This window comes from Streptomyces tibetensis (assembly GCF_040647715.1).
Lineage (GTDB): Bacteria > Actinomycetota > Actinomycetes > Streptomycetales > Streptomycetaceae > Streptomyces > Streptomyces tibetensis_A.
Genome location: NZ_JBEZCR010000006.1, coordinates 318,367 through 343,972 on the forward strand (window position 1 = coordinate 318,367; position 25,606 = coordinate 343,972).

Genomic DNA, 25,606 nt, shown 5'->3' on the forward strand with positions numbered 1-25,606 from the left:
TGGTATGCGTCCGTCGTGGTGCGTTTCGCCCCGGCACCCCTGTGTTTCCCGTACGTCGACCTCCTCTCCCGGCTTCCCCCACGGAACACGGCCGGGTCACTGTCAGTGGCGGGCCGTAAGGTCTGGGGCATGGAGACGAGCACCGAGGGCGCGGCGCAGCCCGACAGCAGTCCGGCCGCGGCGGTGGATTCGCCGGTCCCGGCCGGGCCCGCGGAGCCGGCAGTGGGGACGCCGGCAGAAGCGCAGACGACGGAGGAAGTCCAGCCGGTGGCGGCGGCGGAGGCAGGTACGGAGGCCGAGGCCTACCCAGTGCCGGCGGGGGACGCGCAGACGGAAGCAGAGGCCCAGTCGGTGGCTGAGGCAGCGGCCGAGACTGCCGCCGTGAGCGCCCTGGTGGCCGGGCCCGCCGCCGTGCCGCCCGCCTCGCTGTCCCCCTCGCGTGCCAGTGACTTCATGCAGTGCCCGTTGCTCTACCGCTTCCGGGTGATCGACCGGCTGCCGGAGAAGCCGAGCGAGGCCGCGACCCGGGGCACCCTGGTGCACGCGGTCCTGGAGCGGCTCTTCGACGCCCCGGCGGCCGAGCGCACGGCGCCCCGGGCGAAGTCGCTGATCCCCGGCCAGTGGGACCGGCTGCGCGAGACGCGGCCGGAGGTGGTGGAGCTGTTCGCCGACGACCCCGAGGGCGAGCGGCTGGCGCGCTGGCTGGGCGAGGCGGAGCAGCTCGTGGAGCGCTGGTTCACGCTGGAGGATCCCAGCCGTCTGGAGCCGGCCGAGCGGGAGCTGTTCGTCGAGGCCGAGCTGGAGTCGGGGCTGCGGCTGCGCGGCATCATCGACCGGGTCGACGTGGCGCCCACGGGCGAGGTGCGGATCGTCGACTACAAGACGGGCAAGGCGCCGAGGCCGGAGTACTCCGAGGGCGCCCTGTTCCAGATGAAGTTCTACGCCCTGGTGGTGTGGCGGCTGAAGAACGTGGTCCCCCGGCGGCTCCAGCTGGTCTACCTCGGCAGCGGCCAGGTGCTGACGTACGACCCGGTCCTCGCCGACCTGGAGCGGGTGGAGCGCAAGCTGCTGGCGCTGTGGGAGGCGATCCGGCTCGCCACCGAGACGGGTGACTGGCGGCCGCGCCCCACGAAGTTGTGCGGCTGGTGCGACCACCAGGCGCACTGCCCGGAGTTCGGGGGCACTCCCCCGCCGTATCCGCTGCCGGTGCGCGCGTCGGGGCTTGCGGTGCAGCCGGTCGCCGGTGAGGGCGCCTGAGCCGGTCGGGCCCCCGCAGGGCAGAATGGGGCCGGACTAGCGAAGGAGACTTACGTGGCCATCCGCGTCCTACTGGTCGACGACCAGCCGCTGCTCCGTACCGGCTTCCGGATGATCCTGGAGGCCGAGCAGGACATCGCGGTCGTCGGGGAGGCCGGTGACGGACTGCAGGCACTCGACCAGGTGCGTGCGCTACAGCCCGATGTGGTTCTGATGGACATCCGTATGCCGCGGATGGACGGTGTGGAGGCGACCCGGCAGATCACCGGGCCGGGGCGGGACGGCCCGGCGAAGGTGCTGGTGCTGACCACCTTCGATCTCGACGAGTACGTGGTGGAGGCGCTGCGTGCCGGTGCCAGCGGGTTCCTGCTGAAGGACGCGCCCGCCAACGAGCTGGTGCAGGCCATCCGGGTGGTCGCCGCGGGCGAGGCGATGCTCGCGCCGAGCATCACGCGCCGGCTGCTCGACAAGTACGCCACGCATCTGCCGTCGGGGGACGAGCCGGTGCCGGACACGCTGCACACGCTCACCGACCGCGAGGTCGAGGTGCTGAAGCTGGTGGCGCGGGGGCTGTCCAATGCGGAGATCGCCGCCGACCTGTTCGTCAGCGAGACCACCGTCAAGACGCATGTCGGGCATGTGCTGACGAAGCTGGGCCTGCGCGACCGGGTGCAGGCGGCGGTGTACGCGTACGAGAGCGGGCTGGTGCGCCCGGGCGCGCAGTAGCGAGCGCGAGCCGACGAGTGAGGAAGGGCGCCCCCCGCCGAGCGGGGGGCGCCCTTGTTGACGTCGGTGCGTCAGGCGTCCTTGCTGAGCTCCCAGAAGCGGAACACCGTCGATGCGTCGAGGCAGTACTCGAGGCCGTAGACGCCCTCGCGGACGACCGCGTACTGCTTGGCCTGCCACACCGGCAGGACGGGGAGTTCGTCGGCGACGATGTCCTGCAGCTCGCCGAACTCCTTGTCCGTGGAGGCCCGGTTGGTCAGGGCGGCGGTGCGGGGGATGAGCGAGCCGGTGATCGTGCTGTTGTCGTAGTTGTTGTTCAGCACGTTGCCCTTGCCGAAGAAGGGGGCTGTGAAGTTGTCGGCGTCCGGGTAGTCCGGCACCCAGCCCTTCACGTAGACGCCGTACTTGCCGGCGGCGATGTCCTTTTCGTACTGGCCGAAGGGGACGCTCTTGACGCTCGCGTCGAACAGGCCGCTGGCGTTGAGCTGGCCGGCGATGGCGTTCAGTTCCTGGTCGGTGGCGGGGCCGTAGCGGGAGGGGGTCGACCAGAGGGTGAGCTTCACCTTGCCGGTGATGCCGTCCTGGCGCAGCGCGGCCTGGGCCTTGGCCCTGGAGGGGCGGGCGCCGTAGGTGTCGAAGAAGGCCGTGTTGTGGCCCGCGATACCGGCCGGGATGATCGAGTACAGGGGGGTGGCGGTGCCCTGGTAGACGTCCCTGATGAGGGCTTCGCGGTCGATCAGGTGGGCGATGGCCTTGCGGACGCCGAGCTTTCCGGCGACGGGGTCGTCCATGTTGAACACCAGGTGCTGGACCTCGGCGCTGCTGCCCTCGACGACCTCGGTGCCGGTGCCGTCGTCGGCCTTCTCCATGTCGGCGACGTCGCCCGCGGTGAGGCCGCGGTAGGCGATGTCGACCTCCTCGTCCTGGATGGCCTGCTTCAGGGCGGTCTGGTCGCCGTCGAAGAACTTCAGCGTCACGCCGGTGTTCTTGACCTTGGCGGTGCCCTTGTAGTTCTCGTTGACGGAGAAGACGGCCTGGTCGTCGTCGATCGAGTCGAGCTTGTAGGGGCCGGAGCCGACGGCCTCCCGGTCCTTGCGCAGCTTGCCCGCGTCGTACTCGTTGTGGTCGACGATGGAACCGGCGCCGGAGGCGATCTTGCTGGGGAAGGTGGCGTCGGACGTGTTGAGGTGGAAGACGACCGTGGTCTCGTCCGGCGTCTCGACCTTGTCGAGCGTGGGGAACATGATCGCGGGCCCGTCGGGGTCGTTGATCTTCAGCATCCGGTCGAAGGAGAACTTGACGTCCTCGGAGGTGAGGGCGTCACCGTTGCTGAACTTGAGGCCGTCCTTGAGCGTGCACCTGTAGACCGAGCTCTGCGTGTCCGTGAAGGCGCAGCTCTCGGCGGCCTCCGGCTGGGGCTCCGTGGCGCCCTTGGGGAAGCTCAGCAGGGATTGGAAGACGTTGTTGAACAACAGCCAGGAGCCGGGGTCGTAGCCGGAGGCCGGGTCCGTGGCCAGGACGTCGTCGGACATCCCCACCACCACGTTGGAGCCGTCCCCCGCGGAGTCTCCGCTCTCCGTGCCACAGCCGGTCAGCAGTCCGGAGGCGAGGCCCGCCACGATGGGCAGGACCGGCCACTGGTTGCGTAGGTTCACGTGTGTGCCTTGTCGTCGGTTCTCGAGAACTCCCGGAGCCTGTCCCCGGCTCCGGGGCACGGTTCCCCGGGGCCGCGGTCAGGGGCCCCGGTAAACCAGCGGGTGCGTCAGCCGCTCACGCCCCGCCCGAGCTCCCACAGCTGGAGCGTCGAGGCGGAGTTGAGCGCGTACGCGGTACCCGTGACGTCGTCGCGGGCGGCGACGTACTGCTTGCCCTGCCACAGCGGCAGCACCGGCACGTCGCCGGCGACGATGTCCTGAATGTCCGTCAGGCTGGTGGAGGCGGACAGCCGGTCCGCCTCACGGCGGGACTCCGGGATCAGGGTGTTGCGGATCTGGCTGTTGGCGTACGGCGAGCCGAGCGTGTTGTCGGCGTCGAGGAACGGCGCGAGGAAGTTGTCGGCGTCCGGGAAGTCCGGGAACCAGCCCATGCCGTAGACGTCGTAGTCGCCCTTCTTCTCGGCCGGGCGGAACGTGTCCCAGGGGGTGCCCTTGATGCCGACGTCGAACAGGCCGCTGGAGTTCAGCTGGTCGCGCAGGACCTGGAACTCCTTCTTGGTGGCCGGGCCGTAGTGGTCGGTGGTGTAGTGCAGCGTCAGCTTCACCGGGGTGGTGATGTTCGCCTGGTTGAGCAGGGAACGGGCCTTGGTGACGTTCGGCTCGCCGTACTTGTTGAAGAACGAGTTGGAGTGGCCGGTGACGCTGGCCGGGACCAGCGAGTACAGCGGTTCGGCCTGGGAGCCGTAGACCTTGGAGACCAGCGCGCTGCGGTTGACGATCTGGGCCATCGCCTGGCGTACGGCCTTGGACTTCACCGTCGGGGCGTCGGTGTTGAAGCCCAGGTAGCGGATTTCCAGGCCGGGCATCTCGACGAGGTCGATGTCGGTGTCGGCGTCGCCCGAGAGCTTGCGGATCTGGTCCGGCGACATGGCGCGGGTCATGAGGTCGATGTCGCCCTTGTTCAGGGCCTCGCCCATGGCGTCGGCGTCCTTGAAGGACACCATGTCGACCTTGTCGTTGTTCACCTTGAGGGTCCCCTTGTAGTCGGGGTTCTTGGTGAACTCGGCCTTGACCAGCTCGTTGTTCTCGACGTCGGCCTTGAGGGTGTACGGGCCGGAGCCCTCCAGGTCGAAACCGTCGCGCAGCTTGTTCTTCGGGTAGTCGTCGGGGTCGACGATGCCGGCGACCGGGGTCGACAGCTTGTACGGGAAGGTCGCGTCGGCGGTCTTGAGGTGGAAGACGACCTCGCGGTCGCCCTGGGTCTCGATGGTGTCGATGGTGGACAGCAGCGCGAACACGCCGCTGTCGGCCTTGAGGGAGCGGGCGCGGTCGATGGAGTACTTCACGTCGGCCGCGGTGACAGCGTTGCCGTTGGAGAACTTCAGGCCGTCGCGCAGGGTGCAGGCGTAGCGCTCGTTGCCGGTGTCGGTGAAGCCGCACCGCTCGGCGGCCTCCGGTACCGGCTCGCCCTCGCCGCGCGGCTGGATCATCAGGGTCTGCACGGTCTGGCGCAGGATGTTCCAGGTGCCGACGTCGTAGGCGTAGGCCGGGTCGAGGGGCGCCGGGGCGTCCTTCGAGGCGGTGAACCGGTCCGTGGTGCCGACAACGATCGCGTCGCTGTCGCTGCTCCCGCTGTCGGACCCGCCGCAGGCGGCGAGCACCGGCGCGAGCAAGCCGATCACGGCCGGCAGCACCAAAGTCTTGCGGTTCATGCTCGAGTTTCTCCAGAGCTGTCGACTCCGTGTACCCGGCATGCAGGGGTGGCGCAGCGGATCACGGGGGTGGGGCGATGTTCTCGCGACGAGGTTAGTCCGGGCCGGCAGGAGGGTTCGCAGCCACCGGAGTTGAGGACCCATCACGCTGTGGAACCGGGCGCGGACAGACCGAATATCCGACAGCGGAAGCTTTGGTGCAGCGTCCCATCAATCGGGACACAAGGGCACGCCGACGGCCCCCTGGAGGGGGCGCGCAGCACACGCCGGACCGAGTGTCGACCCCGGAATGGGTGGGGAACGTCACATGCGTAAACGGGTTCGAAGGTACGGGAATTCGATCGCGGGGAGGGTCTCGAATTCGCCTTCGGAATTGCCGTGCTAACGACGCTGCACGCTGGGTGAACGCCTAGCGCATTTCCGTCATCAAGCCGTGCAGAAATGTCAGGTCGACCTCTTCGAGGGAGGTGACGACCGTGCGGCGCAGGGCGGGGGCGATGGGCGCCACGGAGGGCACGGCCACGACCTGGCAGCCCGCGGCCTCGGCGGCGGCGACCCCGGTCGCGGTGTCCTCGATGACGGCGCACCGGGCCGGGTCCGCGCCCAGTCCGGCGGCGGCGGCCAGGTACGGATCGGGGTGGGGCTTGGTGCGCGGCACCTCGTCACCGGCCACCGTCAGGCTGAAGTGGTGGGCGCCGAGCGAGGTGAGCACCCGGTCGATGATGCGCCGGTGCGAGGCGGAGACCAGGGCGGTGGGGATCTCGTACTCGTACAGCTCGGCGAGCAGCCGGCCGGCGCCCGGCATCAGCGGCAGGGCGCGGCCGATGCGGTCCTCGAAGCCGTCGTTCAGGAGCACGGTGAGCTCGTCGAGGGTGATGTCGGCCCCGGTGGCCTCGATGAGGAACCCGGCGCTGCGGGTCATGGGACCGCCGACGACGACGTGGCGCCAGGAGTCGTCGAGCGTGTGGCCGAGGGAGGCGAAGACCTCGACCTCGACGTCCCACCAGAAGCCCTCCGTGTCCACGAGCGTGCCGTCCATGTCGAGGAGCACGGCCTGCAGGGCCGACCCTTCGGCGGACCGGGTACCGAGTGCGGGGACCGTACTGGTCATCCACGTACCTCCTTGAGGGGCGGTCAGGCCGGCTCCCACGAAGGGAACCGGCCTGCGGTGGACCGACCAGTCTACGTCGTCCGTGAGTGAAGTGCCTCGTTCAGCGGCTGTGCCCCCGGGCACACCCTGGATGCGCCGGGGGCTGTTGTGACGTACGCCGGTGGGGCCGCTCAGCGGGCGTTGAAGTACTTCGCCTCCGGGTGGTGGATCACGATGGCGTCCGTGGACTGCTCGGGGTGCAGCTGGAACTCCTCGGACAGCTGGACGCCGATGCGCTCCGGCTGGAGCAGGTCGGCGATCTTGGCGCGGTCCTCCAGGTTCGGGCAGGCGCCGTAGCCGAGGGAGAAGCGGGCGCCCCGGTACTTCAGCTCGAACATGCCCTGCATCTCGTCGGGGTCCTCGCCGGAGAAGCCGAGCTCGGAGCGCACGCGCGCGTGCCAGTACTCGGCGAGTGCCTCGGCCAGCTGCACGGACAGTCCGTGCAGTTCGAGGTAGTCCCGGTAGGCGTTCGCCTCGAAGAGCCGTGCGGTCTCCTCGCCGATGCGCGAGCCGACGGTGACGACCTGGAGGCCGACGACGTCGGTCTCGCCGGACTCCTCCGGGCGGAAGAAGTCAGCCAGGCACAGGCGGCGGCCACGGCGCTGACGCGGGAAGGTGAAGCGGGTGCGCTCGTTGCCCTGCTCGTCCAGGATGATCAGGTCGTCGTCCTTGGAGACGCACGGGAAGTAGCCGTAGACCACGGCCGCCTCCAGCAGGTTCTCCGTCTGGAGCCGGTCCAGCAGGCCGCGCAGCCGGGGCCGGCCCTCGTTCTCGACGAGCTCCTCGTACGACGGGCCCTCGCCGGTGCGGGCCTGCTTCAGGCCCCACTGGCCCTTGAACAGGGCGCCCTCGTCGAGCCAGCTCGCGTACTCCTTGAGCTGGATGCCCTTGATCACGCGGGTGCCGCTGAAGGGCGGGGTGGGCACGGGGTTGTCGGTGGCGACGTCGGAGCGGACGTGCCCTTCCTCGGGGCGTTCCTCGACGGCGGCGGGCGCGGCGGCCCGCACCCGGCGCTGCTTGAGCTCGGGCAGCTTCGCGCCGGGCACGCCCCGCTTGACGCCGATCAGGGCGTCCATCAGGCGCAGGCCCTCGAAGGCGTCGCGGGCGTAGCGGACCTCGCCCTCGTAGATCTCGTGCAGGTCCTGCTCGACGTAGGCGCGGGTGAGGGCGGCGCCACCGAGGATGACGGGGAAGTTCGCCGCCAGGCCGCGCTGGTTCAGCTCCTCCAGGTTCTCCTTCATGATCACGGTGGACTTGACCAGGAGCCCGGACATGCCGATCACGTCGGCCCGGTGCTCCTCGGCGGCGTCCAGGATCGCGGAGACCGGCTGCTTGATGCCGAGGTTGACGACGTTGTAGCCGTTGTTGGACAGGATGATGTCGACGAGGTTCTTGCCGATGTCGTGCACGTCGCCCCGCACGGTGGCGAGCACGATGGTGCCCTTGCCGGCTTCGTCGGTCTTCTCCATGTGCGGTTCGAGGTGGGCGACGGCCGACTTCATGACCTCGGCGGACTGGAGCACGAACGGCAGCTGCATCTGGCCGGAGCCGAACAGTTCGCCGACGACCTTCATTCCGTCCAGCAGGGTCTCGTTGACGATGTCGAGGGCGGGCCGCTCCTTCAGGGCATCGTCCAGGTCCGCTTCGAGGCCGTTCTTCTCGCCGTCGATGATGCGGCGCTTGAGGCGTTCGTCCAGCGGCAGGGCGGCCAGTTCCTCGGCCTTGCCGGCCTTGAGGGACTTGGCGGTGGCGCCCTCGAAGAGCTGCATGAGCTTCTGCAGCGGGTCGTATCCCTCGGCGCGGCGGTCGTGGATGAGGTCCAGGGCCGTCTGCACCTCCTCCTCGCTGAAGCGGGCGATGGGGAGGATCTTGCTGGCGTGCACGATCGCCGAGTCCAGGCCCGCCTTGACGCACTCGTCGAGGAAGACGGAGTTCAGCAGGATGCGGGCGGCGGGGTTGAGGCCGAAGGAGATGTTGGACAGGCCGAGCGTGGTCTGCACCTTCGGGTGGCGACGCTTGAGCTCGCGGATGCCCTCGATGGTGGCGACGCCGTCCTTGCGGGACTCCTCCTGGCCGGTGCAGATGGTGAAGGTGAGACAGTCGACGAGGATGTCCTCCTCGTGGATGCCCCAGTTGCCGGTGAGGTCCTCGATGAGCCGTTCGGCGATCTCGACCTTCTTCTCGGCGGTGCGGGCCTGGCCCTCCTCGTCGATGGTGAGCGCGATGAGGGCGGCGCCGTGCTCCTTGGCGAGGGCCGTGACCTTGGCGAATCGGGACTCGGGGCCGTCGCCGTCCTCGTAGTTCACCGAGTTGATCACCGCGCGGCCGCCGAGCTTCTCCAGGCCGGCCCGGATGACGTCGACCTCGGTGGAGTCCAGCACGATCGGCAGGGTGGAGGCGGTGGCGAAGCGGCCGGCCAGTTCCTCCATGTCGGCGACGCCGTCCCGGCCGACGTAGTCCACGCACAGGTCGAGCATGTGCGCGCCCTCGCGGATCTGGTCGCGGGCCATCTCCACGCAGTCGTCCCAGCGGCCCTCCAGCATGGCCTCGCGGAACTTCTTCGAGCCGTTGGCGTTGGTGCGCTCGCCGATGGCCAGGTAGGAGGTGTCCTGCCGGAACGGCACGGACTGGTAGAGCGAGGCCGCGCCCGGCTCGGGCTGCGGGCTGCGCTCGGCCGGGGCCATGTCCCGGACGCGCTCGACCAGCCGGCGCAGGTGCTCGGGGGTGGTGCCGCAGCAGCCGCCGACGAGGGAGAGACCGTAGTCCTGGACGAAGTTCTGCTGGGCGTCGGCCAGGCCCTCGGCGTCGAGCGGGAAGTGCGCGCCGTCCTTGGTGAGGATCGGCAGACCGGCGTTCGGCATGCACAGCAGGGGGATGCGCGAGTGGCGCGTCAGGTAGCGCAGGTGCTCGCTCATCTCGGCCGGGCCGGTGGAGCAGTTCAGGCCGATCATGTCGATGCCGAGGGGCTCCAGCGCGGTCAGGGCCGCGCCGATCTCGGAGCCGAGGAGCATGGTGCCGGTGGTCTCGAAGGCCATCGAGCACAGCAGGGGCACCTCGACGCCGGTGGCCTCCATGGCGCGGCGGGCGCCCAGGATGGAGGCCTTCGTCTGGAGCAGGTCCTGGGTGGTCTCCACGAGCAGCGCGTCCGCGCCGCCTGCGAGCAGGCCCTCGGCGTTGGCCTGGTAGCCGTCGCGGATCGCGGCGTAGGTGACGTGGCCGAGCGTGGGCAGTTTGGTGCCGGGACCGACCGATCCGAGCACCCAGCGCGGGCGACCGTCCCGGGCGGCGTAGTCGTCGGCCACCTCGCGGGCGATCCGGGCGCCCGTCTCGGACAGCTCGTGCACGCGGTCGGAGATGTCGTACTCGGCGGCGGCGGTGTGGTTGGCGCCGAAGGTGTTGGTCTCGACGCAGTCCACACCGGCGTCGAAATACTCGGCGTGGACCGAACGGACGATGTCCGGCCGTGTCACGTTGAGGATCTCGTTGCAGCCCTCGAGGTTCTCGAAGTCCTCGAGCGTGGGGTCCTGCGCCTGGAGCATGGTGCCCATGGCTCCGTCGGCCACGACCACTCGGGTGGCCAGGGCTTCTCGGAGCGCGGACACACGGGCCCGGCTGTCTGCGGAAGGGGTCGGCGGCAACGCGGCCATGAAAGAGGCTCCCTCGGATGCGACGGCTGTCGGCTTTGCGGCTTCCCGGACAGCCAGGGGGCATCCGGGGAAGGGCGCACCGCGCCAGCGTAACCGCCCGTGGGCTTGGATGGGCAGCGCGTCCACGGGGCGGACTCCGGTGGCTTCGGATCGGCCGTCCGGGTGACGTGCCGGTCGGTGCGGCGCAACAAATGGCGCCCAGCCATTAGCGAGAGGTCGACATCGACCGGTAGTGTTCGACATTGCCGAACGAGGGCTGTGGTGACGCCCGTCGGTGGTCGAAGGGGACGGAGGCGGTACGGCGATGGCACGGAACATCCAGTCGCTCGAACGGGCGGCCGCGATGCTGCGGCTGCTCGCGGGCGGCGAGCGGCGGCTCGGCCTGTCGGACATCGCCTCGTCGCTGGGCCTGGCCAAGGGCACCGCCCATGGCATCCTGCGCACCCTGCAGCAGGAGGGCTTCGTCGAGCAGGACGACGCCTCCGGGCGCTATCAGCTGGGCGCGGAGCTGCTGCGCCTGGGCACCACCTACCTGGATGTGCACGAGCTGCGGGCGCGCGCCCTGGTGTGGGCGGACGACCTGGCCCGCTCCAGCGGCGAGAGCGTCTACCTGGGCGTGCTGCACCAGCAGGGCGTGCTGATCGTGCACCACGTCTTCCGGCCCGACGACAGCCGCCAGGTCCTGGAGATCGGGGCCATGCAGCCCCTGCACTCCACGGCCCTCGGCAAGGTGCTTTCCGCCTACGATCCGGTGGCGCACAGCGAGGCCCTGGAGGCCGACCGCAAGGCGTTCACCGACCGGACGGTGTGCGAGCCGGAGGGCTTCGAGCACATCCTCGACGTCACGCGCGCGCGGGGGTACGCGGCGGACGTGGAGGAGACCTGGGAGGGCGTGGCCTCCATCGCCGCCCCCATCCACGACCGGCGGCGCATGCCGGTGGGCTCGGTGGGCATCACGGGCGCCGTGGAGCGGCTGTGCCGGCCGGACGACGAGGGAGCACTGCGGCCCGAGCTCATCGCGGCGGTACGGGACTGCGCCCGCGCGGTCTCGCGGGACCTGGGCGCCGGGCGCTTCTGAGGGCACACGAGCGGACCGGGGCGCCGTACGGCGTTCCGGTCCTCGGCATGTCCGCGCTCACCTGCGGCAAAGATCACCGGGTCCGGGGCGATCAGTAACGATCAGATTTTCGAGTCCACAGCCCTTGACGTGCTCGTAACGCCGAAGCAAGACTCCCGTCCATCGGTCGACATTGTCGAACAGCTACCGGCAATACGCGCTAGAGTGTGACAACGCCAGGCCGGTATCGAACTTCCCTGGACGTAGGACAAAGGAGTCGCGGGTGTCCAGCTCCGACATCTTCATCGGCGAGACCATCGGTACCGCCATACTCATCCTCCTCGGCGGCGGCGTCTGTGCCGCCGTCACGTTGAAGGCCTCCAAGGCACGCAACGCCGGCTGGCTCGCCATCACCTTCGGGTGGGGCTTCGCGGTGCTCACGGCCGTCTACACCTCGGCGCCGCTGTCCGGCGCCCATCTGAACCCGGCCGTGACGCTGGCCATCGCCATCAAGGACGGCGACTGGAAGAACGTCCCGGTCTACTGGGCCGGACAGCTGCTCGGCGCCATGATCGGCGCGGCGCTGGTCTGGGTCGCTTACTACGGTCAGTTCCACGCGCACCTCACCGACCGCGAGATAGTCGGCGGCCCGGGTGCGCAGGACACCGAGGTGAAGGCCGTCGAGGCCCAGGAGAAGGGGGCCGGCCCCGTGCTGGGCGTCTTCTCCACCGGCCCCGAGGTCCGGATCGCCTGGCAGAACATCGCGACGGAGGTCATCGGCACCGTCGTGCTGGTGCTCGCCGTGCTCACCCAGGGCCTGAACGACAAGGGCAACGGCCTGGGCAACCTGGGCGCCCTGATCACCGCGCTGGTCGTGGTGTCGATCGGCCTGTCCCTCGGCGGCCCGACGGGGTACGCGATCAACCCGGCCCGTGACCTCGGTCCGCGCATCGTGCACGCCCTGCTGCCACTGCCCAACAAGGGCGGCTCCGACTGGGGCTACGCCTGGGTCCCCGTGGTGGCTCCGCTGATCGGCGGCGCCATCGCGGCAGGCATCTACAACGTCGCATTCGCCTAGGAGCGATTCCCCGCCCTGTCGGGAAACTTCCAGCACGCGCCGTACGTAAAGCCCCATAAACCCGGAATTACCAGGAGCACACAGTGACCGACGCGCACACCGCCGGCCCGTTCATCGCCGCCATCGACCAGGGCACGACCTCCAGCCGCTGCATCGTCTTCGACCGCGACGGCCGGATCGTCTCCGTCGACCAGAAGGAGCACGAGCAGATCTTCCCGAAGCCGGGCTGGGTCGAACACAACGCCAACGAGATCTGGACCAACGTCCAGGAGGTCGTCGCCGGGGCCATTCAGAAGGCCGGCATCACCCGCGACGACATCAAGGCCATCGGCATCACCAACCAGCGCGAGACGACCGTGCTGTGGGACAAGAACACCGGTGAGCCGGTCCACAACGCCATCGTCTGGCAGGACACCCGCACCGACGCCCTCTGCCGCGAGCTCGGCCGCAACGTCGGCCAGGACCGCTTCCGCCGCGAGACGGGCCTGCCGCTCGCCTCCTACTTCGCCGGCCCGAAGGCCCGCTGGCTGCTCGACAACGTCGAGGGCCTGAAGGAGCGCGCCGAGGCGGGCGACATCCTCTTCGGCACCATGGACACCTGGGTCATCTGGAACCTGACCGGTGGTGCCGACGGCGGCAAGCACGTCACCGACGTCACCAACGCCTCCCGCACGATGCTCATGAACCTGCACACCATGCAGTGGGACGAGAAGATCTGCGAGTCCATCGGCGTCCCGAAGCAGATCCTGCCCGAGATCCGCTCCTCCGCCGAGGTCTACGGCGAGATCACCGGCGGGAAGCTCGGCGACCTGCTCGGCGGCATCCCGGTCGCCTCCGCGCTCGGCGACCAGCAGGCGGCCCTGTTCGGCCAGACCTGTTTCGCCGAGGGCGAGACCAAGTCGACCTACGGCACCGGCACCTTCATGGTGATGAACACCGGTGACAAGATCATCAACTCCTACAGCGGCCTGCTGACGACGGTCGGCTACAAGATCGGCGACCAGAAGACGGTCTACGCCCTGGAGGGCTCGATCGCGGTCACCGGTTCGCTGGTGCAGTGGATGCGCGACCAGATGGGCCTGATCTCCACCGCCGCCGAGATCGAGACCCTCGCCCTGTCGGTCGAGGACAACGGCGGCGCCTACTTCGTGCCGGCCTTCTCCGGCCTGTTCGCCCCGTACTGGCGCTCCGACGCCCGCGGTGTGATCGCCGGCCTCACCCGGTACGTCACCAAGGCGCACCTCGCGCGTGCCGTCCTGGAGGCCACCGCCTGGCAGACGCGGGAGATCGCCGACGCCATGACCAAGGACTCCGGCGTGGAGCTGACCGCCCTCAAGGTCGACGGCGGCATGACCTCCAACAACCTGCTGATGCAGACCCTCGCCGACTTCGTGGACGCCCCCGTGGTGCGCCCGATGGTCGCCGAGACCACCTGCCTCGGCGCCGCCTACGCCGCCGGTCTCGCCGTCGGCTTCTGGAACAGCACCGACGACCTGCGCGCCAACTGGCGCCGGGCCGCCGAGTGGACCCCCCGCATGGACGCGGAGACCCGCGCCCGTGAGTACAAGAACTGGCTCAAGGCCGTCGAGCGGACCATGGGCTGGCTCGAGGACGAGGAGTAAGAAACAGCATGACCACCAAGTCCACCCTGCAGTCCGTGCCTGCCCTGGGGACGCACCCGGCCTCCGGCTCGAACCCGAGCCGAGCCGAGACCAGGGAGCAGCTCTCCAAGGCGTCGTACGACCTTCTCGTGATCGGCGGCGGCATCCTGGGCATCTCCACCGCCTGGCACGCCGCGCAGTCCGGCCTCAGGGTGGCTCTGGTGGATGCCGGCGACTTCGCCGGCGCCACGTCCTCCGCCTCCTCCAAGCTGCTCCACGGCGGCCTGCGCTACCTGCAGACCGGCGCGGTGAAGCTGGTGGCGGAGAACCACTTCGAGCGCCGTGCGGTCTCCCGCCAGGTGGCTCCCCACCTGGCGAACCCGCTCACGTTCTACCTCCCCGTGTACAAGGGCGGGCCGCACGGCGCCGCGAAGCTCGGGGCGGGCGTCTTCGCCTACTCCGCGCTCTCCGCGTTCGGTGACGGCGTCGGGCACCTCCTGTCCCCGGCCAAGGCCGCGCAGGACGTGCCCGAGCTGCGCACCGACAACCTCAAGGCCGTGGCCGTCTACGGCGACGACCAGATGAACGACGCGCGCATGGCGCTGATGACGGTCCGCGGGGCCGTCGAGGCCGGCGCGGTCGTCCTCAACCACGCCGAGGTGACGGGCCTGCGCTTCACCCAGGGCCGGGTCACGGGCGCCGAGCTGAAGGACCGTCTGTCCGGTGACGAGTTCGGTGTCAGCGCCCGGCTGGTGCTGAACGCGACCGGCCCGTGGGTCGACCACCTGCGCAAGATGGAGGACCCGAACGCGGCGCCCTCGATCCGCCTGTCGAAGGGCGCGCACCTGGTCCTCAAGCGCACCTCCCCCTGGAAGGCCGCGCTCGCGACCCCGATCGACAAGTACCGCATCACCTTCGCCCTCCCCTGGGAGGACATGCTGCTGCTCGGCACCACCGACGAGGAGTTCGAGGGCGACCCGGCGGACGTCTCCGTCACGGAGAAGGACATAGCCCAGATCCTCGACGAGGCCGCCTTCTCGGTCCGTGACCAGCAGCTGAGCCGCGACCTCATCACCTACTCCTTCGCGGGCCTGCGGGTGCTGCCGGGCGGCCCCGGCGACACCTCCAAGGCCAAGCGTGAGACGGTCGTCACCGAGGGCAAGGGCGGCATGCTGTCCGTCGCGGGCGGCAAGTGGACCACGTTCCGCCACATCGGCCGGACGATCATGAAGAAGCTGGAGGCGCTGCCGGGCCACCCGCTGGGCGACGACTTCGAGCCGATCAGCGCGCTGCCGAAGAAGCTGCCGCTGCCCGGCATAGCCAACCCCCGCGCGGTCGCCCACCGGCTGCTCACGGACCGGCCGGCGCCGGGCCCGCGCATGGCGGCGGACACGGCCAGGCACCTGGCCACGCACTACGGCTCGCTGGCCTTCGACATCGCCCGCCTGGCCAACGAGAGCCCCGAGCTCGCCGAGCGCGTCCACCCCGACGCCCCGGAGATCTGGGCGCAGGTCGTCTGGGCCCGGGACCACGAGTGGGCCGAGACGCAGGACGACGTGCTGCGCCGCCGCACGACGCTGACGATCCGCGGCCTCGCCACGGACGACGTGCGCGCCAAGGTGCAGGACGTACTCGACAAGAAGTAGGCGCGGGTACGGGACCCCATCCCCGCAGGGGCGGCTCCACGCCGACGGAGCCGCCCCTGCCGCGTTCCCACACCCGCATAATGACCTGATACGTCGGAGGTCTTGAGCGCAAGGGAGGCCGCCATGGCAGTCACCGACGAGGCGATCGAGAAGATCAAGGGGATGATCGTCTCCGGCGCGCTGCGCCCGGGCGACCGGCTGCCCAAGGAGAGCGAACTCGCCGCCGGCCTCGGATTGTCGCGCAACTCCCTGCGGGAGGCCGTGCGCGCCCTGTCGCTGATCCGGATCCTCGACGTGCGCCAGGGCGACGGCACGTACGTCACCAGCCTCGACCCGCAACTCCTGCTGGAGGCGATGAGCTTCGTCGTCGACTTCCACCGCGACGACACCGTCCTGGAGTTCCTGGCCGTGCGCCGCATCCTGGAGCCGGCGGCGACCGCCATGGCGGCGCTGCGGATCAGCGAGCAGCAACTGGACGCGCTCGGCGCCCAGCTGGACAAGCTCGGCGACACCCCGTCCGTGGAGGATCTCGTCGCCTGTGACCTGGAGTTCCACCGGGGCATCGTGCGGAGTTCGGGCAACTCCGTGCTGTGCTCGCTGCTCGACGGTCTGTCAGGCCCCACGACCCGGGCCAGGATCTGGCGCGGTCTCACCCAGGAGGACGCCGTCGCCCGCACTCTGCGCGAGCACCGGGCGATCCTGGCCGCCCTGCGCGACCGGGACGCCGAGGCGGCGCGCTCGTGGGCGACCGTCCACGTCGCCAGTGTGGAGCAGTGGCTGCGCTCCACGCTGTGACCAGGGCCTCACGGACTGCTCGGATGCGTCCGGGGTGTTCAGCGAGGCGGATCACGGGGCAGTGATGGGGTCACTCCCCCTGCGAGGGGGCTGCGGGCGCCCCCGCGGCACGCCGTAAGGTTGGGTGGTCAAGCGAGGGCACGTCGGAAGGAGGCGCTGGGTGATCGAGCTCGAGGGGGTTCCCGAGCTGGTCGACCCGGTCATGGTGGCCGCGTTCGAGGGCTGGAACGATGCCGGCGACGCCGCCTCCACCGCGGTCGCGCATCTGAACCGGGAATGGAAGGGCGAGGTGTTCGCGGCGCTGGACGCCGAGGACTACTACGACTTCCAGGTCAACCGCCCCACGGTGTTCATGGAAGCGGGCGTCCGCAAGATCACCTGGCCCACGACCAGGCTGTCGGTGGTCCGGGTCGGCGGTGAGAAGCCGCGCGACCTCGTCCTCGTCCGGGGCATCGAACCGTCCATGCGGTGGCGTTCGTTCTGCAACGAACTGCTGGGCTTCGCGCACGAGCTGGGGGTGGAACTGGTGGTCGTCCTGGGCGCCCTGCTCGGCGACACCCCGCACACCCGTCCGGTTCCGATCAGCGGCACGACGTCCGACCCGGACCTGGCCCGCCGCATGGACCTGGAGGAGACCAAGTACGAGGGCCCCACGGGCATCGTCGGCGTCCTCCAGGAGGCCTGCACGCACGCGGGTGTCCCGGCAGTCTCGCTGTGGGCCGCGGTGCCGCACTACGTGTCGCAGCCGCCGAACCCCAAGGCCACCCTGGCGCTGCTGAACCGCCTGGAGGACCTGATCGACGTGCGCATCCCGCTGGGCGAGCTGCCCGAGGACGCGCGCGCCTGGCAGGTCGGCGTGGACCAGCTGGCCGCCGAGGACAGCGAGGTCGCCGAGTACGTCCAGTCGCTGGAGGAGGCCCGGGACACCGCCGAGCTGCCGGAGGCCTCCGGCGAGGCGATCGCCCGGGAGTTCGAACGCTATCTGCGGCGTCACGACGGCGGCGGACCGCCCGCGCCCGGCGGCCACGCCACGGCCGACGGCAGCGACAGCACCTCGTACCTCCGGGACAACCCCAGCGGCCGCACCCGCCCGCCGAAGCCACCGAAGCCGGGCACGGACGACGACGAGTCGTCGGAGGACTGAGGCGACGCACCGCACTGCGACGCACGCATGTCACAGGGGCGTCTCCCGGCCGGGAGACGCCCCTGTTGTTGTCCGTTTCGGCGGCGACAGCGCTACAGCGCCACGCCCAGCAGCGCGTCCACCGCCCGGGAGACCACCCCGGGCGCGCCGATGTCCGTGCCGCCGTCGCGCTCCTGGAGCGCGACCCAGCGGTCGACCGCGGCGAGCGCGGCCGGGGCGTCCAGGTCGTTCGCGAGGGCCTCGCGGATCTCGTCGACGAGCGCCTCCGCCGGCGGCCCGTCGGGCCGGGACACGGCGGCCCGCCAGCGGCCGAGCCGTGCGACGGCGTCCTGGAGGACCTGGTCGGTGTACTCCCAGTCGGCGCGGTAGTGGTGGGCGAGCAGCGTGAGCCGGATGGCGGCCGGGTCGACTCCGTCGTGCCGGAGCCTGGAGACGAAGACCAGGTTGCCCTTGGACTTGGACATCTTCTCGCCGTCCAGGGCGACCATGCCGGCGTGCACGTACGCCTTGGCCATGGGGAATTCGCCGGTGAGGGCCTGGGCGTGCGAGGCGCCCATCTCGTGGTGCGGGAAGGCCAGGTCGGAGCCGCCACCCTGGATGTCGAAGCCCATGCCGAGGTGGTCGAGGGCGATGGCCACGCACTCGATGTGCCAGCCGGGGCGTCCGCGCCCGAGCGATCCGCCGTCCCAGCTGGGCTCGCCCTCGCGGGCCGCCATCCACAGCATCGGGTCGAGCGGGTTCTTCTTGCCGGGGCGGTCGGGGTCGCCGCCGCGCTCGGCGGACAACAGCCGCATCGCCGCGGCGTCGAGGTGGGAGACCTTGCCGAAGTGCGGATCGGACTCGACGGAGAAGTAGACGTCCCCCTCCAGTTCGTAGGCCGCGCCGATGTCCCGGAGCCGCTCGACGAGCGGGACGATCCCGGGTATGGCCTCGACGGCGCCTATGTACTGCCGGGGCGGCAGCATCCGCAGGGCCGTCATGTCCTCGCGGAAGAGGGCCGTCTCCTTCTCCGCGAGAGCGGCCCAGTCGACGCCGTCGCGCTGGGCCCGCTCCAGGAGGGGGTCGTCGACGTCGGTGACGTTCTGGACGTAGTGGACCTGCCGCTTGGTGTCGAGCCACACGCGCTGCACGAGGTCGAACGCGTTGTAGGTCGCCGCGTGTCCCAGGTGGGTGGCGTCGTAAGGAGTGATGCCGCAGACGTAGATACGGGCGACGGGACCGGGGTCGAGGGTGACGAGGCCGCCGGTCGCGGTGTCGTGGATCCTCAGGTCGCGGCCCTGACCAGGCAGGGCGGGGACCTCGGAAGCGGGCCAGGCATGCATGCCTTGAGCCTAACCGGACTGGAGTTCCGTATACGAATGGGAGCGGTCCACACGGCCGAGAAGGCGCTCTTGCGGTCCTCCGGCGACTGTGCTGCTACACGGGTGGCCAGGGAATCGCCGGCCATTCACCGCTCGGCTCGGGGTGGGTACCCGTGGCCAGCAGTGCGCCGACCCGCGCGCGGGTGGCGTCGATCTCGGCGCCGGTGAGCAGGGGTTCGAGCCGCGCGGCGAGCGTCCCGCCCTCCGCCAGATCCTTCCTGAGCCCTTCGAGGACACCAGTGGCCTCCTGGGTGAGGGGCTCGCCCGCCCAGCCCCACAGCAGGGTCCGCAGCTTGTTCTCGGCGTTGAACGTGACCCCGTGGTCGATGCCGTAGAGGTGTCCCTCACCGGTGGGCAGCAGGTGTCCGCCCTTGCGGTCGGCGTTGTTGATGACCGCGTCGAGGACCGCGAGCCGCCGCAGCCGTTCGTCGTCGGCGTGCACGAGCAGCGCGGTGCGGCCCTCGCCGACCTCGGCGAAGCCGATCGCCTTCCAGCCCGGCTCGGGTTCCTCGCCGTCGACCAGGGCGAGCAGTTCCGCCTCGGGTGTCACCTCGACCCACAGCTGGCACATGCCCTCGCCGTAGGGGCCGTCGCGCAGCACGGTGGGCGGCACCAGGCTCCAGCCGGTCGCCTCGGAGACCTCGTACGCGGCGACCTCGCGCTGGGCCAGCGTCCCGTCGGGGAAGTCCCACAGGGGCCGCTCCCCCGCGACCGGCTTGTAGACGCAGGCCGCGTCCTCGCCGTCGTAGGACACCGTGCAGTACAGGGCCGCGTTGGAGGCCTCGCGGATGCGTCCGCGTACGGTCAGTTCGCCGCGGGCGAGCAGCTCGGCGGCGTTCGCGGGGGGCGTCACGCTCCGCGGCGGTATCCGTTCTGGCGCGGACATACGTGTCCTTCCGGGTCGAGCGGGAGGCTGCACAGCGGGCACGGCGGCCGTCCGGCGTTGACGACGTCGAGAGCGCGCTTGGCGAAGGCCCTGGCCTGCGTGCCGGTGAGCCGGACCCGCAGCATCGGCGGGCCGTTCTCCTCGTCCTGGAGCAGCCGCTCCTCGGCCTCGGCGAGGTCCTCCTCGGATTCCGCGTCCAGCTCCACGAGCGCCTGCGCCTCGACGATCATGAGCTGCTCGTCACCGTCCCAGGCGAGCGCCATGGTGCCGACCCGGAACTCCTCCTCGATGGGGGTGTCCAGCGGGGCGGTGTCGGTGTCCGAGGGGGCGACTGCGGGGACGTGGGCGCTGCCGCCGCTACGGCGTACGACCTCGTCGAGCAGTTCGTCCATGCGCTCGGCCAGGGCGGCGACCTGGGTCTTCTCCAGGGCCACGCTGGTCACCCGGGAGCCGGCGGAGGCCTGGAGGAAGAACGAACGGCGCCCGGGCAGTCCGACCGTGCCGGCCACGAAACGCTCCGGATGGTCGTAGAGGAACACCTGACGGGACACGTCCTGTCTCCATTGGAATCGTGGGAACCGTGTGACCACGGCAGTGCTGCGACCGCTTCACCCTACTGCGGCGAACGATCACGGTGCGCCCGCACCACCCCCGACTTCGGCCTCGCCGCCCGGCGCTTCCTCGCGCGGCACCAGGGACGCGAAGTCGCCGGTGTCACCGAGCCGTACGAGAAACGGCCGCAGTCGTGTGTAGCGGATCGCGGTGACGGAACACGGTTCGACGGAGATCCGCTGGAAGAGGTCCAGGTGAAGCCCGAGCGCGTCCGCGACGAGCGACTTGATGATGTCGCCGTGCGAGCACATCAGGTAGACGGCGTCGGCGCCGTGGTCGCGCTCCACGCGCGCGTTCCACTCGCGTACGGCCTCGGCGGCACGCGTCTGCATGGACCGCATGGACTCCCCGCCGGGGAAGGCCGCCGCGGAGGGGTGCGCCTGCACGACCTCCATCAGGGGCTCGTCCCCCAGCTCGGCGAGCTTGCGTCCGGACCAGTCGCCGTAGTGGCACTCGCCGATGCGCTCGTCGGTGTGCGGGCTCAGCTGCGGCCGGGCCTCGAGAAGGGGCTGGATCGTCTCCTGGCAGCGCTGGAGCGGGCTGGTGACGATTTCGGAGAGGGGCACGTCGGCCAGCCGCCCGGGCAGCGCGGCGGCCTGCGCGGCGCCGCGCTCGTCGAGGGCGACGCCGGGCGTCCAGCCGGCGAGCAGTCCCTCGGTGTTGGCGGTGGAGCGTCCGTGCCTGACCAGGATCAGCGTGGGCATGCGCTCCAGCGTAGGCGCACGCGCGCGTGCGGTGTCGTTCGAGTGACGGGAGACTCGTTTCGTGATCGTCGACTGTGCCATCTATCGCGACGGACAACGGACGGAAGGTCCCGAGGACCTCTCCGACGCCCTCGGGGAAGCCCGCACGGCGGGCGGCTTCGTCTGGATCGGGCTGCACGAGCCGACGGAGGACGAGTTCGACCATGTGACCCGGGAGTTCGGGTTGCACCCGCTGGCCGTCGAGGACGCCCTCAAGGCCCATCAGCGGCCCAAACTGGAGGTGTACGACGACTCGCTCTTCGTGGTGCTCAAGCCGGTGGCGTACGAGCCGCAGAGTGACACCGTCTCCTCAGGCGAGATCATGATCTTCCTGGGCGACTCGTTCGTGGTGACCGTCCGGCACGGCGAGGGCTCCCCGCTCAAGGCCGTACGCCACCGGCTGGAGCAGGAGCCGGAGCTGCTGGGCAAGGGCCCCACGGCCGTGCTGTACGCGGTCGCCGACGCCACCGTCGACCACTACTTGGACGTGGCGACCGAGTTGCAGACGGACCTGGAGGGTCTGGAGGCGGAGGTCTTCTCCCCGGACGGCGGGGGCTCCCGGAACACGGCGTCGCGGATCTACGACTTCAAGCGGCAGGTGCTGGAGTTCCGCCGGGCGACCGGGCCGCTGGCCCCGCCGATGAGCCGGCTGGCGGGCACGGCGTCGGCCGGCGTGACCGTGCCGTTCGTGGACGACCGGGCCCGGCCGTTCTTCCGCGACGTCAGCGACCACCTCACGCGCGTGAACGAGTCCGTGGAGAACCTGGACCGGCTGGTGTCGGACATCCTGTCGGCGCATCTCGCGCAGATGAGCGTCCGGCAGAACGACGACATGCGGAAGATCTCCGCATGGGCGGCCATGGCCGCGATCCCCACGATGTTCGCGGGGATCTACGGCATGAACTTCGACCACATGCCCGAACTGCACTACATCTGGTCCTACCCGGCCCTGATGGCCCTGATGGCCGCCTTGGAGGTCATGGTCTTCCGGCTGTTCAAGCGCCGCGGGTGGCTGTAGCCGGGCCGGCTCAGGCGAACTCGGGTTCCGGGGTGGCGGGGCCGCCGAGGGCGTTGCGGCGCTCGGGCGGCGTCAGTGAGACCATCCGGCGCCAGCCGCCCAGGCGTTCGTACGCGTACATCGCGTGGATGCCGGCCGCGAGCACGGCCGACCTGGCCTTGGACCAGCCGAGGATGCGGCCCATGTGCGCCATCACGGCGAGGCTCACGTCGCGGTAGATACGGATCTCGGCCAGCGCGCACTCGCGCAGGGTGCGCTGGATGACCCGGCCGTGGCCCGCGTAGGCGAAGCGCAGCAGTTCCTCGTGGCAGTAGGCGAGGTGGTTGTCCTCGTCGTGGGAGATCTGCTTGACCGCGCGGCCGATGTCCGGGTGGTCGGCGAAGTGCTTGCGGAGCAGGTCCATCTGCTCGGAGGCGCGCTGCTCGGTGACCCTGCTGTGCGAGAGGTAGGTGACGATGTCCCGGACCGCGAGCGGCTCGTCGCGCCGCAGTTGGTCGTGCGCGAGGCCGATGCCGTTCTTCTCCAGGAGCATGGTGTAGTCGGTCTCCGGCGGGACCGAGACGGGGTCGAGGCCGCGCTTCTTCATCAGGGCGTTGAAGATCCGGCCGTGCTTGTCCTCGTCGGCGCCGTGCCGGCTGATCTTGGGGGCCAGTTCTCGCTCCGTCTCGGGCACGAGGGCGGCGATACGGGCGTTCTCCCAGCCGCCCTGGGTCTCGCCGCTCGCGGCGATGGAGCAGAACAGGGCGAAGGACTCGTCGTCGTCGAGGATCTCCTGGAACAGACTCTTGGCCGAAAGCATCGTGGGCACCTCTCCCGCGCGCGTGGGCGTACTGCGACATTCCGCAGGGGTTCCGCGAACAACGAGTCAAGTGCGGGGTGGAGGGCGCTGCAACAGGTGTGAGGGACAACTCCGCCGAATGGAGGACGCGCAGGGCGCGGGGCCGGGCGGAGAAGAGGCCGCGGTGCCGTAACCGCGGGCGGCCCCGGCGCGTTGTTCCGCGTGACGGCCGTGGCGGGGAAGACCCCCGAGCCCCCACCACGGCCGCTGAAGACTCCCGGTCGGGTTCAGGCGAGCCCAGCGCGCTCCAGGGCCTCCGTGCCGGCCCGCAGCGATGCGAGCCGCTCGTCGAGCGTGAAGCCCGCCGGTGCGAGGGACAGGGTGGTGACCCCGGCCGCGGCGTAGGCCTTCATCCGGTCCGCGATCCGGTCGACGGAACCGAGCAGGGTCGTCTTGTCGATCAGGTCGTGCGGCACGGCGGCCGCGGCGCCCTGCTTGTCGCCGGAGAGGTACTTGCTCTGGATCTCGGCGGCCTGCTGTTCGTAGCCCATGCGCTGGGCGAGCTGGTTGTAGAAGTTCTGCTTGGGGCTGCCCATGCCGCCGACGTACAGCGCCGTGTAGGGGCGGAAGGTGTCGGCCAGCGCGGCCACGTCCTTGTCGTCGCCGACGGCGAGCGGCAGGGTCGGGCAGACGTCGAACCCGTCGAGCGTCTTGCCGGCCTTCTCGCGCCCGGCGCGCAGGTGCGTGATCGTGGTGTCCTCGAGGTGCTCGGCGGACGGGAAGATCAGCAGGGCGCCGTCGGCGATCTCGCCGGTCTGCTCGAGGTTCTTCGGGCCGATCGCGGCGATGTACAGCGGGATGTGCTCGCGCTGCGGGTGCACGGTCAGCTTGATCGGCTTGCCCGGGCCGCCGGGCAGGGGCAGCGTCCAGTGCTGTCCCTCGTAGGACAGCCGCTCGCGGGTCATGGCCTTGCGGACGATCTCGACGTACTCGCGGGTGCGGGCGAGCGGCTTGTCGAACTTGACGCCGTACCAGCCCTCGGATACCTGCGGGCCGGAGACGCCGAGGCCGAGGCGGAAGCGGCCGCCGGAGAGGGAGTCGAGGGTGGCGGCGGTCATGGCCGTCATCGCGGGCTGGCGGGCCGGGATCTGGAAGATGGCGGAGCCCACGTCGATGCGCTCGGTCTGTGCGGCGACCCAGCTCAGCACGGTGGCGGCGTCGGAGCCGTAGGCCTCTGCGGCCCAGCAGACGGCGTACCCGAGCCGGTCGGCCTCCTGGGCGACGGCCAGATTGTCCGCGTCCATTCCGGCACCCCAGTAGCCGAGGTTGATACCGAGCTGCATGCCACATCCCCTTACTGATCAGTAACGTGCCTGTCCGGGCACCTTAGCGCGCGGGCCGGGGGAGGTACACGGCCGCAGCCACTCCCACCGTCCAGATCCGTGAACAGAAATCATGGTCGCGACCATTGACGCGTTCACGGCAGGTTCCTACCGTCGTTGTGGAAAGCGCTTTCCATCACCCACCTTCCGACGACGGACGGAGAGGCAAGGATGAAGCGAGCACTCCCTTCACGACTCCCGGCGGTGCTGGCCGCATTGGCCCTGGCGGCGACGGCGGGCACGCTCGTGTCGATGCCCGAGGCCTCGGCCGCGACCGGCAGTGCCACCGGTTACGCGTCCCAGAACGGCGGGACCAACGGCGGAGCCGGAGGCCAGACCGTCCGGGCGACCACCGGAACGGCGATCCACCAGGCCCTGTGCGGCCGGGCGAGCGCGAGCACCCCGATCACCATCGAGATCACCGGGACCGTCAACCACGCCAACACCAAGAAGGTGTCCGGAGGCAGCTGCGACACCGCGGACGGCGTGATCGAGCTCAAGAAGGTCAGCAACGTGACCCTCGTCGGAGTCGGCAGCGGCGCGCTCTTCGACCAAGTGGGCATCCACATCCGCGAATCAACCAACATCATCGTCCAGAACGTGACCGTCCGGAACGTCAAGAAGTCGGGCTCGCCCACGTCCAACGGCGGAGACGCCATCGGCATCGAGCGCAACGTGCGCAACGTCTGGATCGATCACACGACTCTGGAGGCGTCGGGCGGCGAGTCGGAGGGCTTCGACGGCCTGTTCGACCTCAAGGACAACACCCAGTACGTGACCCTGTCCTACAGCGTCCTGCGCAACTCCGGCCGGGGCGGCCTGGTCGGCAACAGCGAGAGCGACCGCTCGAACGGCTACATCACGTACCACCACAACCGCTACGAGAACATCGACTCGCGCGCCCCCCTGCTGCGGGGCGGCATCGCGCACCTCTACAACAACCACTACGTGCGTCTCAACGAGTCCGGCATCAACTCCCGGGCCGGCGCCCGCGCCAAGGTGGACAACAACTACTTCGAGGACTCCAAGGACGTCCTCGGCACCTTCTACACCGACGAGGCCGGCTACTGGCAGGTCGGCGGCAACGTCTTCGACAACGTGACCTGGTCCCGCCCGGGCAGCGAGAACCATCCGGCCGGCCCCGACCCGAAGTCCACCACCACGGTCACCGTCCCGTACTCCTACCGTCTCGACGCGGCGGACTGCGTGCCCGCCGTCGTGAGCCGGACCGCGGGCGCGAACAAGGGGCTTCAGGTGTCGGACGGCACGTGCTGAGCGAGGAGGAGGGGGTGCGGCCGGCATCTACCGACCGAGGACGACGGGCTGCGGCCGGGTCGGGGCGACCGGTCGGCCGCCCC

At 70.2% G+C, this 25,606-nt stretch carries 19 protein-coding genes and 1 pseudogene; 10 read left to right on the top strand and 10 right to left on the bottom strand.

Features of this window, described 5'->3' with window-relative positions:
* Window positions 1-129 precede the first annotated feature (129 nt).
* Entirely contained in the window at window positions 130-1,257 is a 1,128-nt protein-coding gene (locus AB0B29_RS18580; RefSeq protein ID WP_362240637.1) for a RecB family exonuclease, read from the top strand.
* A 54-nt stretch (window positions 1,258-1,311) separates the two neighbouring features.
* A complete protein-coding gene (locus tag AB0B29_RS18585) occupies window positions 1,312-1,983 on the top strand; it encodes a response regulator (RefSeq protein WP_020141342.1) in 672 nt (223 codons plus the stop codon).
* Window positions 1,984-2,054: 71 nt separating this feature from the next.
* On the opposite strand, the gene AB0B29_RS18590 is transcribed toward AB0B29_RS18585, so the two are convergent.
* The 4 genes from AB0B29_RS18590 to metH form a co-directional block, all read right to left on the bottom strand.
* Entirely contained in the window at window positions 2,055-3,638 is a 1,584-nt protein-coding gene (locus AB0B29_RS18590) for an ABC transporter substrate-binding protein (protein WP_362240640.1), read from the bottom strand.
* Window positions 3,639-3,745: 107 nt separating this feature from the next.
* Window positions 3,746-5,350 carry an ABC transporter substrate-binding protein gene (locus AB0B29_RS18595; protein ID WP_362240643.1) on the bottom strand — a complete coding sequence of 535 codons (1,605 nt, stop codon included), beginning with the start codon at window positions 5,348-5,350 and terminating at the stop codon, window positions 3,746-3,748.
* Window positions 5,351-5,759: 409 nt separating this feature from the next.
* The gene (locus AB0B29_RS18600; protein WP_362240645.1) at window positions 5,760-6,461 is read right to left on the bottom strand and encodes an HAD family hydrolase; all 702 of its coding nucleotides are present in this window, start codon (window positions 6,459-6,461) and stop codon (window positions 5,760-5,762) included.
* A gap of 170 nt (window positions 6,462-6,631) precedes the next feature.
* Window positions 6,632-10,147: a methionine synthase gene (metH, locus tag AB0B29_RS18605; protein ID WP_362240647.1), complete on the bottom strand. Its 3,516-nt coding sequence runs from the start codon at window positions 10,145-10,147 to the stop codon at window positions 6,632-6,634.
* A gap of 304 nt (window positions 10,148-10,451) precedes the next feature.
* Between metH and AB0B29_RS18610 the strand changes: the two genes are divergently transcribed.
* The 6 genes from AB0B29_RS18610 (at window position 10,452) to AB0B29_RS18635 (ending at window position 17,468) form a co-directional block, all read left to right on the top strand.
* Complete coding sequence (locus tag AB0B29_RS18610) at window positions 10,452-11,225, top strand: IclR family transcriptional regulator (RefSeq protein WP_362240650.1); 774 nt, start codon at window positions 10,452-10,454, stop codon at window positions 11,223-11,225.
* A 262-nt stretch (window positions 11,226-11,487) separates the two neighbouring features.
* On the top strand, window positions 11,488-12,282 hold the full coding sequence (locus AB0B29_RS18615) for an MIP/aquaporin family protein (protein ID WP_362240653.1): 795 nt from the start codon (window positions 11,488-11,490) through the stop codon (window positions 12,280-12,282).
* An 83-nt stretch (window positions 12,283-12,365) separates the two neighbouring features.
* Window positions 12,366-13,904, top strand: a complete 1,539-nt coding sequence (gene glpK / locus AB0B29_RS18620; protein ID WP_362240655.1) for a glycerol kinase GlpK — start codon at window positions 12,366-12,368, stop codon at window positions 13,902-13,904.
* An 8-nt stretch (window positions 13,905-13,912) separates the two neighbouring features.
* Window positions 13,913-15,529 carry a glycerol-3-phosphate dehydrogenase/oxidase gene (locus AB0B29_RS18625; RefSeq protein ID WP_362240657.1) on the top strand — a complete coding sequence of 539 codons (1,617 nt, stop codon included), beginning with the start codon at window positions 13,913-13,915 and terminating at the stop codon, window positions 15,527-15,529.
* A gap of 123 nt (window positions 15,530-15,652) precedes the next feature.
* Window positions 15,653-16,324, top strand: coding sequence for a FadR/GntR family transcriptional regulator (locus AB0B29_RS18630; RefSeq protein ID WP_362240660.1), 672 nt, complete (start codon window positions 15,653-15,655; stop codon window positions 16,322-16,324).
* A 160-nt stretch (window positions 16,325-16,484) separates the two neighbouring features.
* Window positions 16,485-17,468 (top strand): PAC2 family protein, encoded by a 984-nt coding sequence (locus AB0B29_RS18635; protein WP_352098228.1) that lies wholly within the window; start codon window positions 16,485-16,487, stop codon window positions 17,466-17,468.
* 92 nt (window positions 17,469-17,560) lie between these two features.
* Here AB0B29_RS18635 and mshC read toward each other — a convergent pair whose 3' ends face one another.
* The 4 genes from mshC to AB0B29_RS18655 all read right to left on the bottom strand — a co-directional run bounded on the left by mshC (window position 17,561) and on the right by AB0B29_RS18655 (window position 21,031).
* Window positions 17,561-18,790, bottom strand: coding sequence for a cysteine--1-D-myo-inosityl 2-amino-2-deoxy-alpha-D-glucopyranoside ligase (gene mshC, locus AB0B29_RS18640; protein WP_362240663.1), 1,230 nt, complete (start codon window positions 18,788-18,790; stop codon window positions 17,561-17,563).
* Window positions 18,791-18,884: 94 nt separating this feature from the next.
* Complete coding sequence (locus AB0B29_RS18645) at window positions 18,885-19,715, bottom strand: SCO1664 family protein (RefSeq protein WP_362240665.1); 831 nt, start codon at window positions 19,713-19,715, stop codon at window positions 18,885-18,887.
* Entirely contained in the window at window positions 19,679-20,266 is a 588-nt protein-coding gene (locus AB0B29_RS18650; RefSeq protein ID WP_248507471.1) for a DUF3090 domain-containing protein, read from the bottom strand. The genes AB0B29_RS18645 and AB0B29_RS18650 overlap by 37 nt, the downstream gene beginning before the upstream one ends.
* Window positions 20,267-20,344: 78 nt before the next feature.
* Window positions 20,345-21,031, bottom strand: a complete 687-nt coding sequence (locus tag AB0B29_RS18655) for a histidine phosphatase family protein (protein ID WP_362240668.1) — start codon at window positions 21,029-21,031, stop codon at window positions 20,345-20,347.
* A 61-nt stretch (window positions 21,032-21,092) separates the two neighbouring features.
* Between AB0B29_RS18655 and AB0B29_RS18660 the strand changes: the two genes are divergently transcribed.
* On the top strand, window positions 21,093-22,088 hold the full coding sequence (locus AB0B29_RS18660; RefSeq protein ID WP_362240670.1) for a magnesium and cobalt transport protein CorA: 996 nt from the start codon (window positions 21,093-21,095) through the stop codon (window positions 22,086-22,088).
* 10 nt (window positions 22,089-22,098) lie between these two features.
* Here AB0B29_RS18660 and AB0B29_RS18665 read toward each other — a convergent pair whose 3' ends face one another.
* Both AB0B29_RS18665 and AB0B29_RS18670 read right to left on the bottom strand, forming a co-directional pair.
* Window positions 22,099-22,887 carry a ferritin-like domain-containing protein gene (locus AB0B29_RS18665; RefSeq protein WP_362240672.1) on the bottom strand — a complete coding sequence of 263 codons (789 nt, stop codon included), beginning with the start codon at window positions 22,885-22,887 and terminating at the stop codon, window positions 22,099-22,101.
* 266 nt (window positions 22,888-23,153) lie between these two features.
* Window positions 23,154-24,209 (bottom strand): LLM class F420-dependent oxidoreductase, encoded by a 1,056-nt coding sequence (locus AB0B29_RS18670; protein WP_352098235.1) that lies wholly within the window; start codon window positions 24,207-24,209, stop codon window positions 23,154-23,156.
* A 210-nt stretch (window positions 24,210-24,419) separates the two neighbouring features.
* Between AB0B29_RS18670 and AB0B29_RS18675 the strand changes: the two are divergent.
* Window positions 24,420-25,520: pseudogene (locus AB0B29_RS18675) on the top strand (pectate lyase family protein); the annotation flags it as partial.
* Window positions 25,521-25,606: the final 86 nt, after the last annotated feature.

Coding starts and splice junctions, on each gene's coding strand:
- AB0B29_RS18625 (WP_362240657.1), top strand. CDS start 13,913: ATGACCACCAAGTCCACCCTGCAGTCCGTGCCTGCCCTGGGGACGCAC.
- mshC (WP_362240663.1), bottom strand. CDS start 18,790: ATGCATGCCTGGCCCGCTTCCGAGGTCCCCGCCCTGCCTGGTCAGGGC.
- AB0B29_RS18595 (WP_362240643.1), bottom strand. CDS start 5,350: ATGAACCGCAAGACTTTGGTGCTGCCGGCCGTGATCGGCTTGCTCGCG.
- AB0B29_RS18670 (WP_352098235.1), bottom strand. CDS start 24,209: ATGCAGCTCGGTATCAACCTCGGCTACTGGGGTGCCGGAATGGACGCG.
- metH (WP_362240647.1), bottom strand. CDS start 10,147: ATGGCCGCGTTGCCGCCGACCCCTTCCGCAGACAGCCGGGCCCGTGTG.
- AB0B29_RS18645 (WP_362240665.1), bottom strand. CDS start 19,715: ATGTCCGCGCCAGAACGGATACCGCCGCGGAGCGTGACGCCCCCCGCG.
- AB0B29_RS18665 (WP_362240672.1), bottom strand. CDS start 22,887: ATGCTTTCGGCCAAGAGTCTGTTCCAGGAGATCCTCGACGACGACGAG.
- AB0B29_RS18600 (WP_362240645.1), bottom strand. CDS start 6,461: ATGACCAGTACGGTCCCCGCACTCGGTACCCGGTCCGCCGAAGGGTCG.
- AB0B29_RS18610 (WP_362240650.1), top strand. CDS start 10,452: ATGGCACGGAACATCCAGTCGCTCGAACGGGCGGCCGCGATGCTGCGG.
- AB0B29_RS18580 (WP_362240637.1), top strand. CDS start 130: ATGGAGACGAGCACCGAGGGCGCGGCGCAGCCCGACAGCAGTCCGGCC.
- AB0B29_RS18655 (WP_362240668.1), bottom strand. CDS start 21,031: ATGCCCACGCTGATCCTGGTCAGGCACGGACGCTCCACCGCCAACACC.
- AB0B29_RS18630 (WP_362240660.1), top strand. CDS start 15,653: ATGGCAGTCACCGACGAGGCGATCGAGAAGATCAAGGGGATGATCGTC.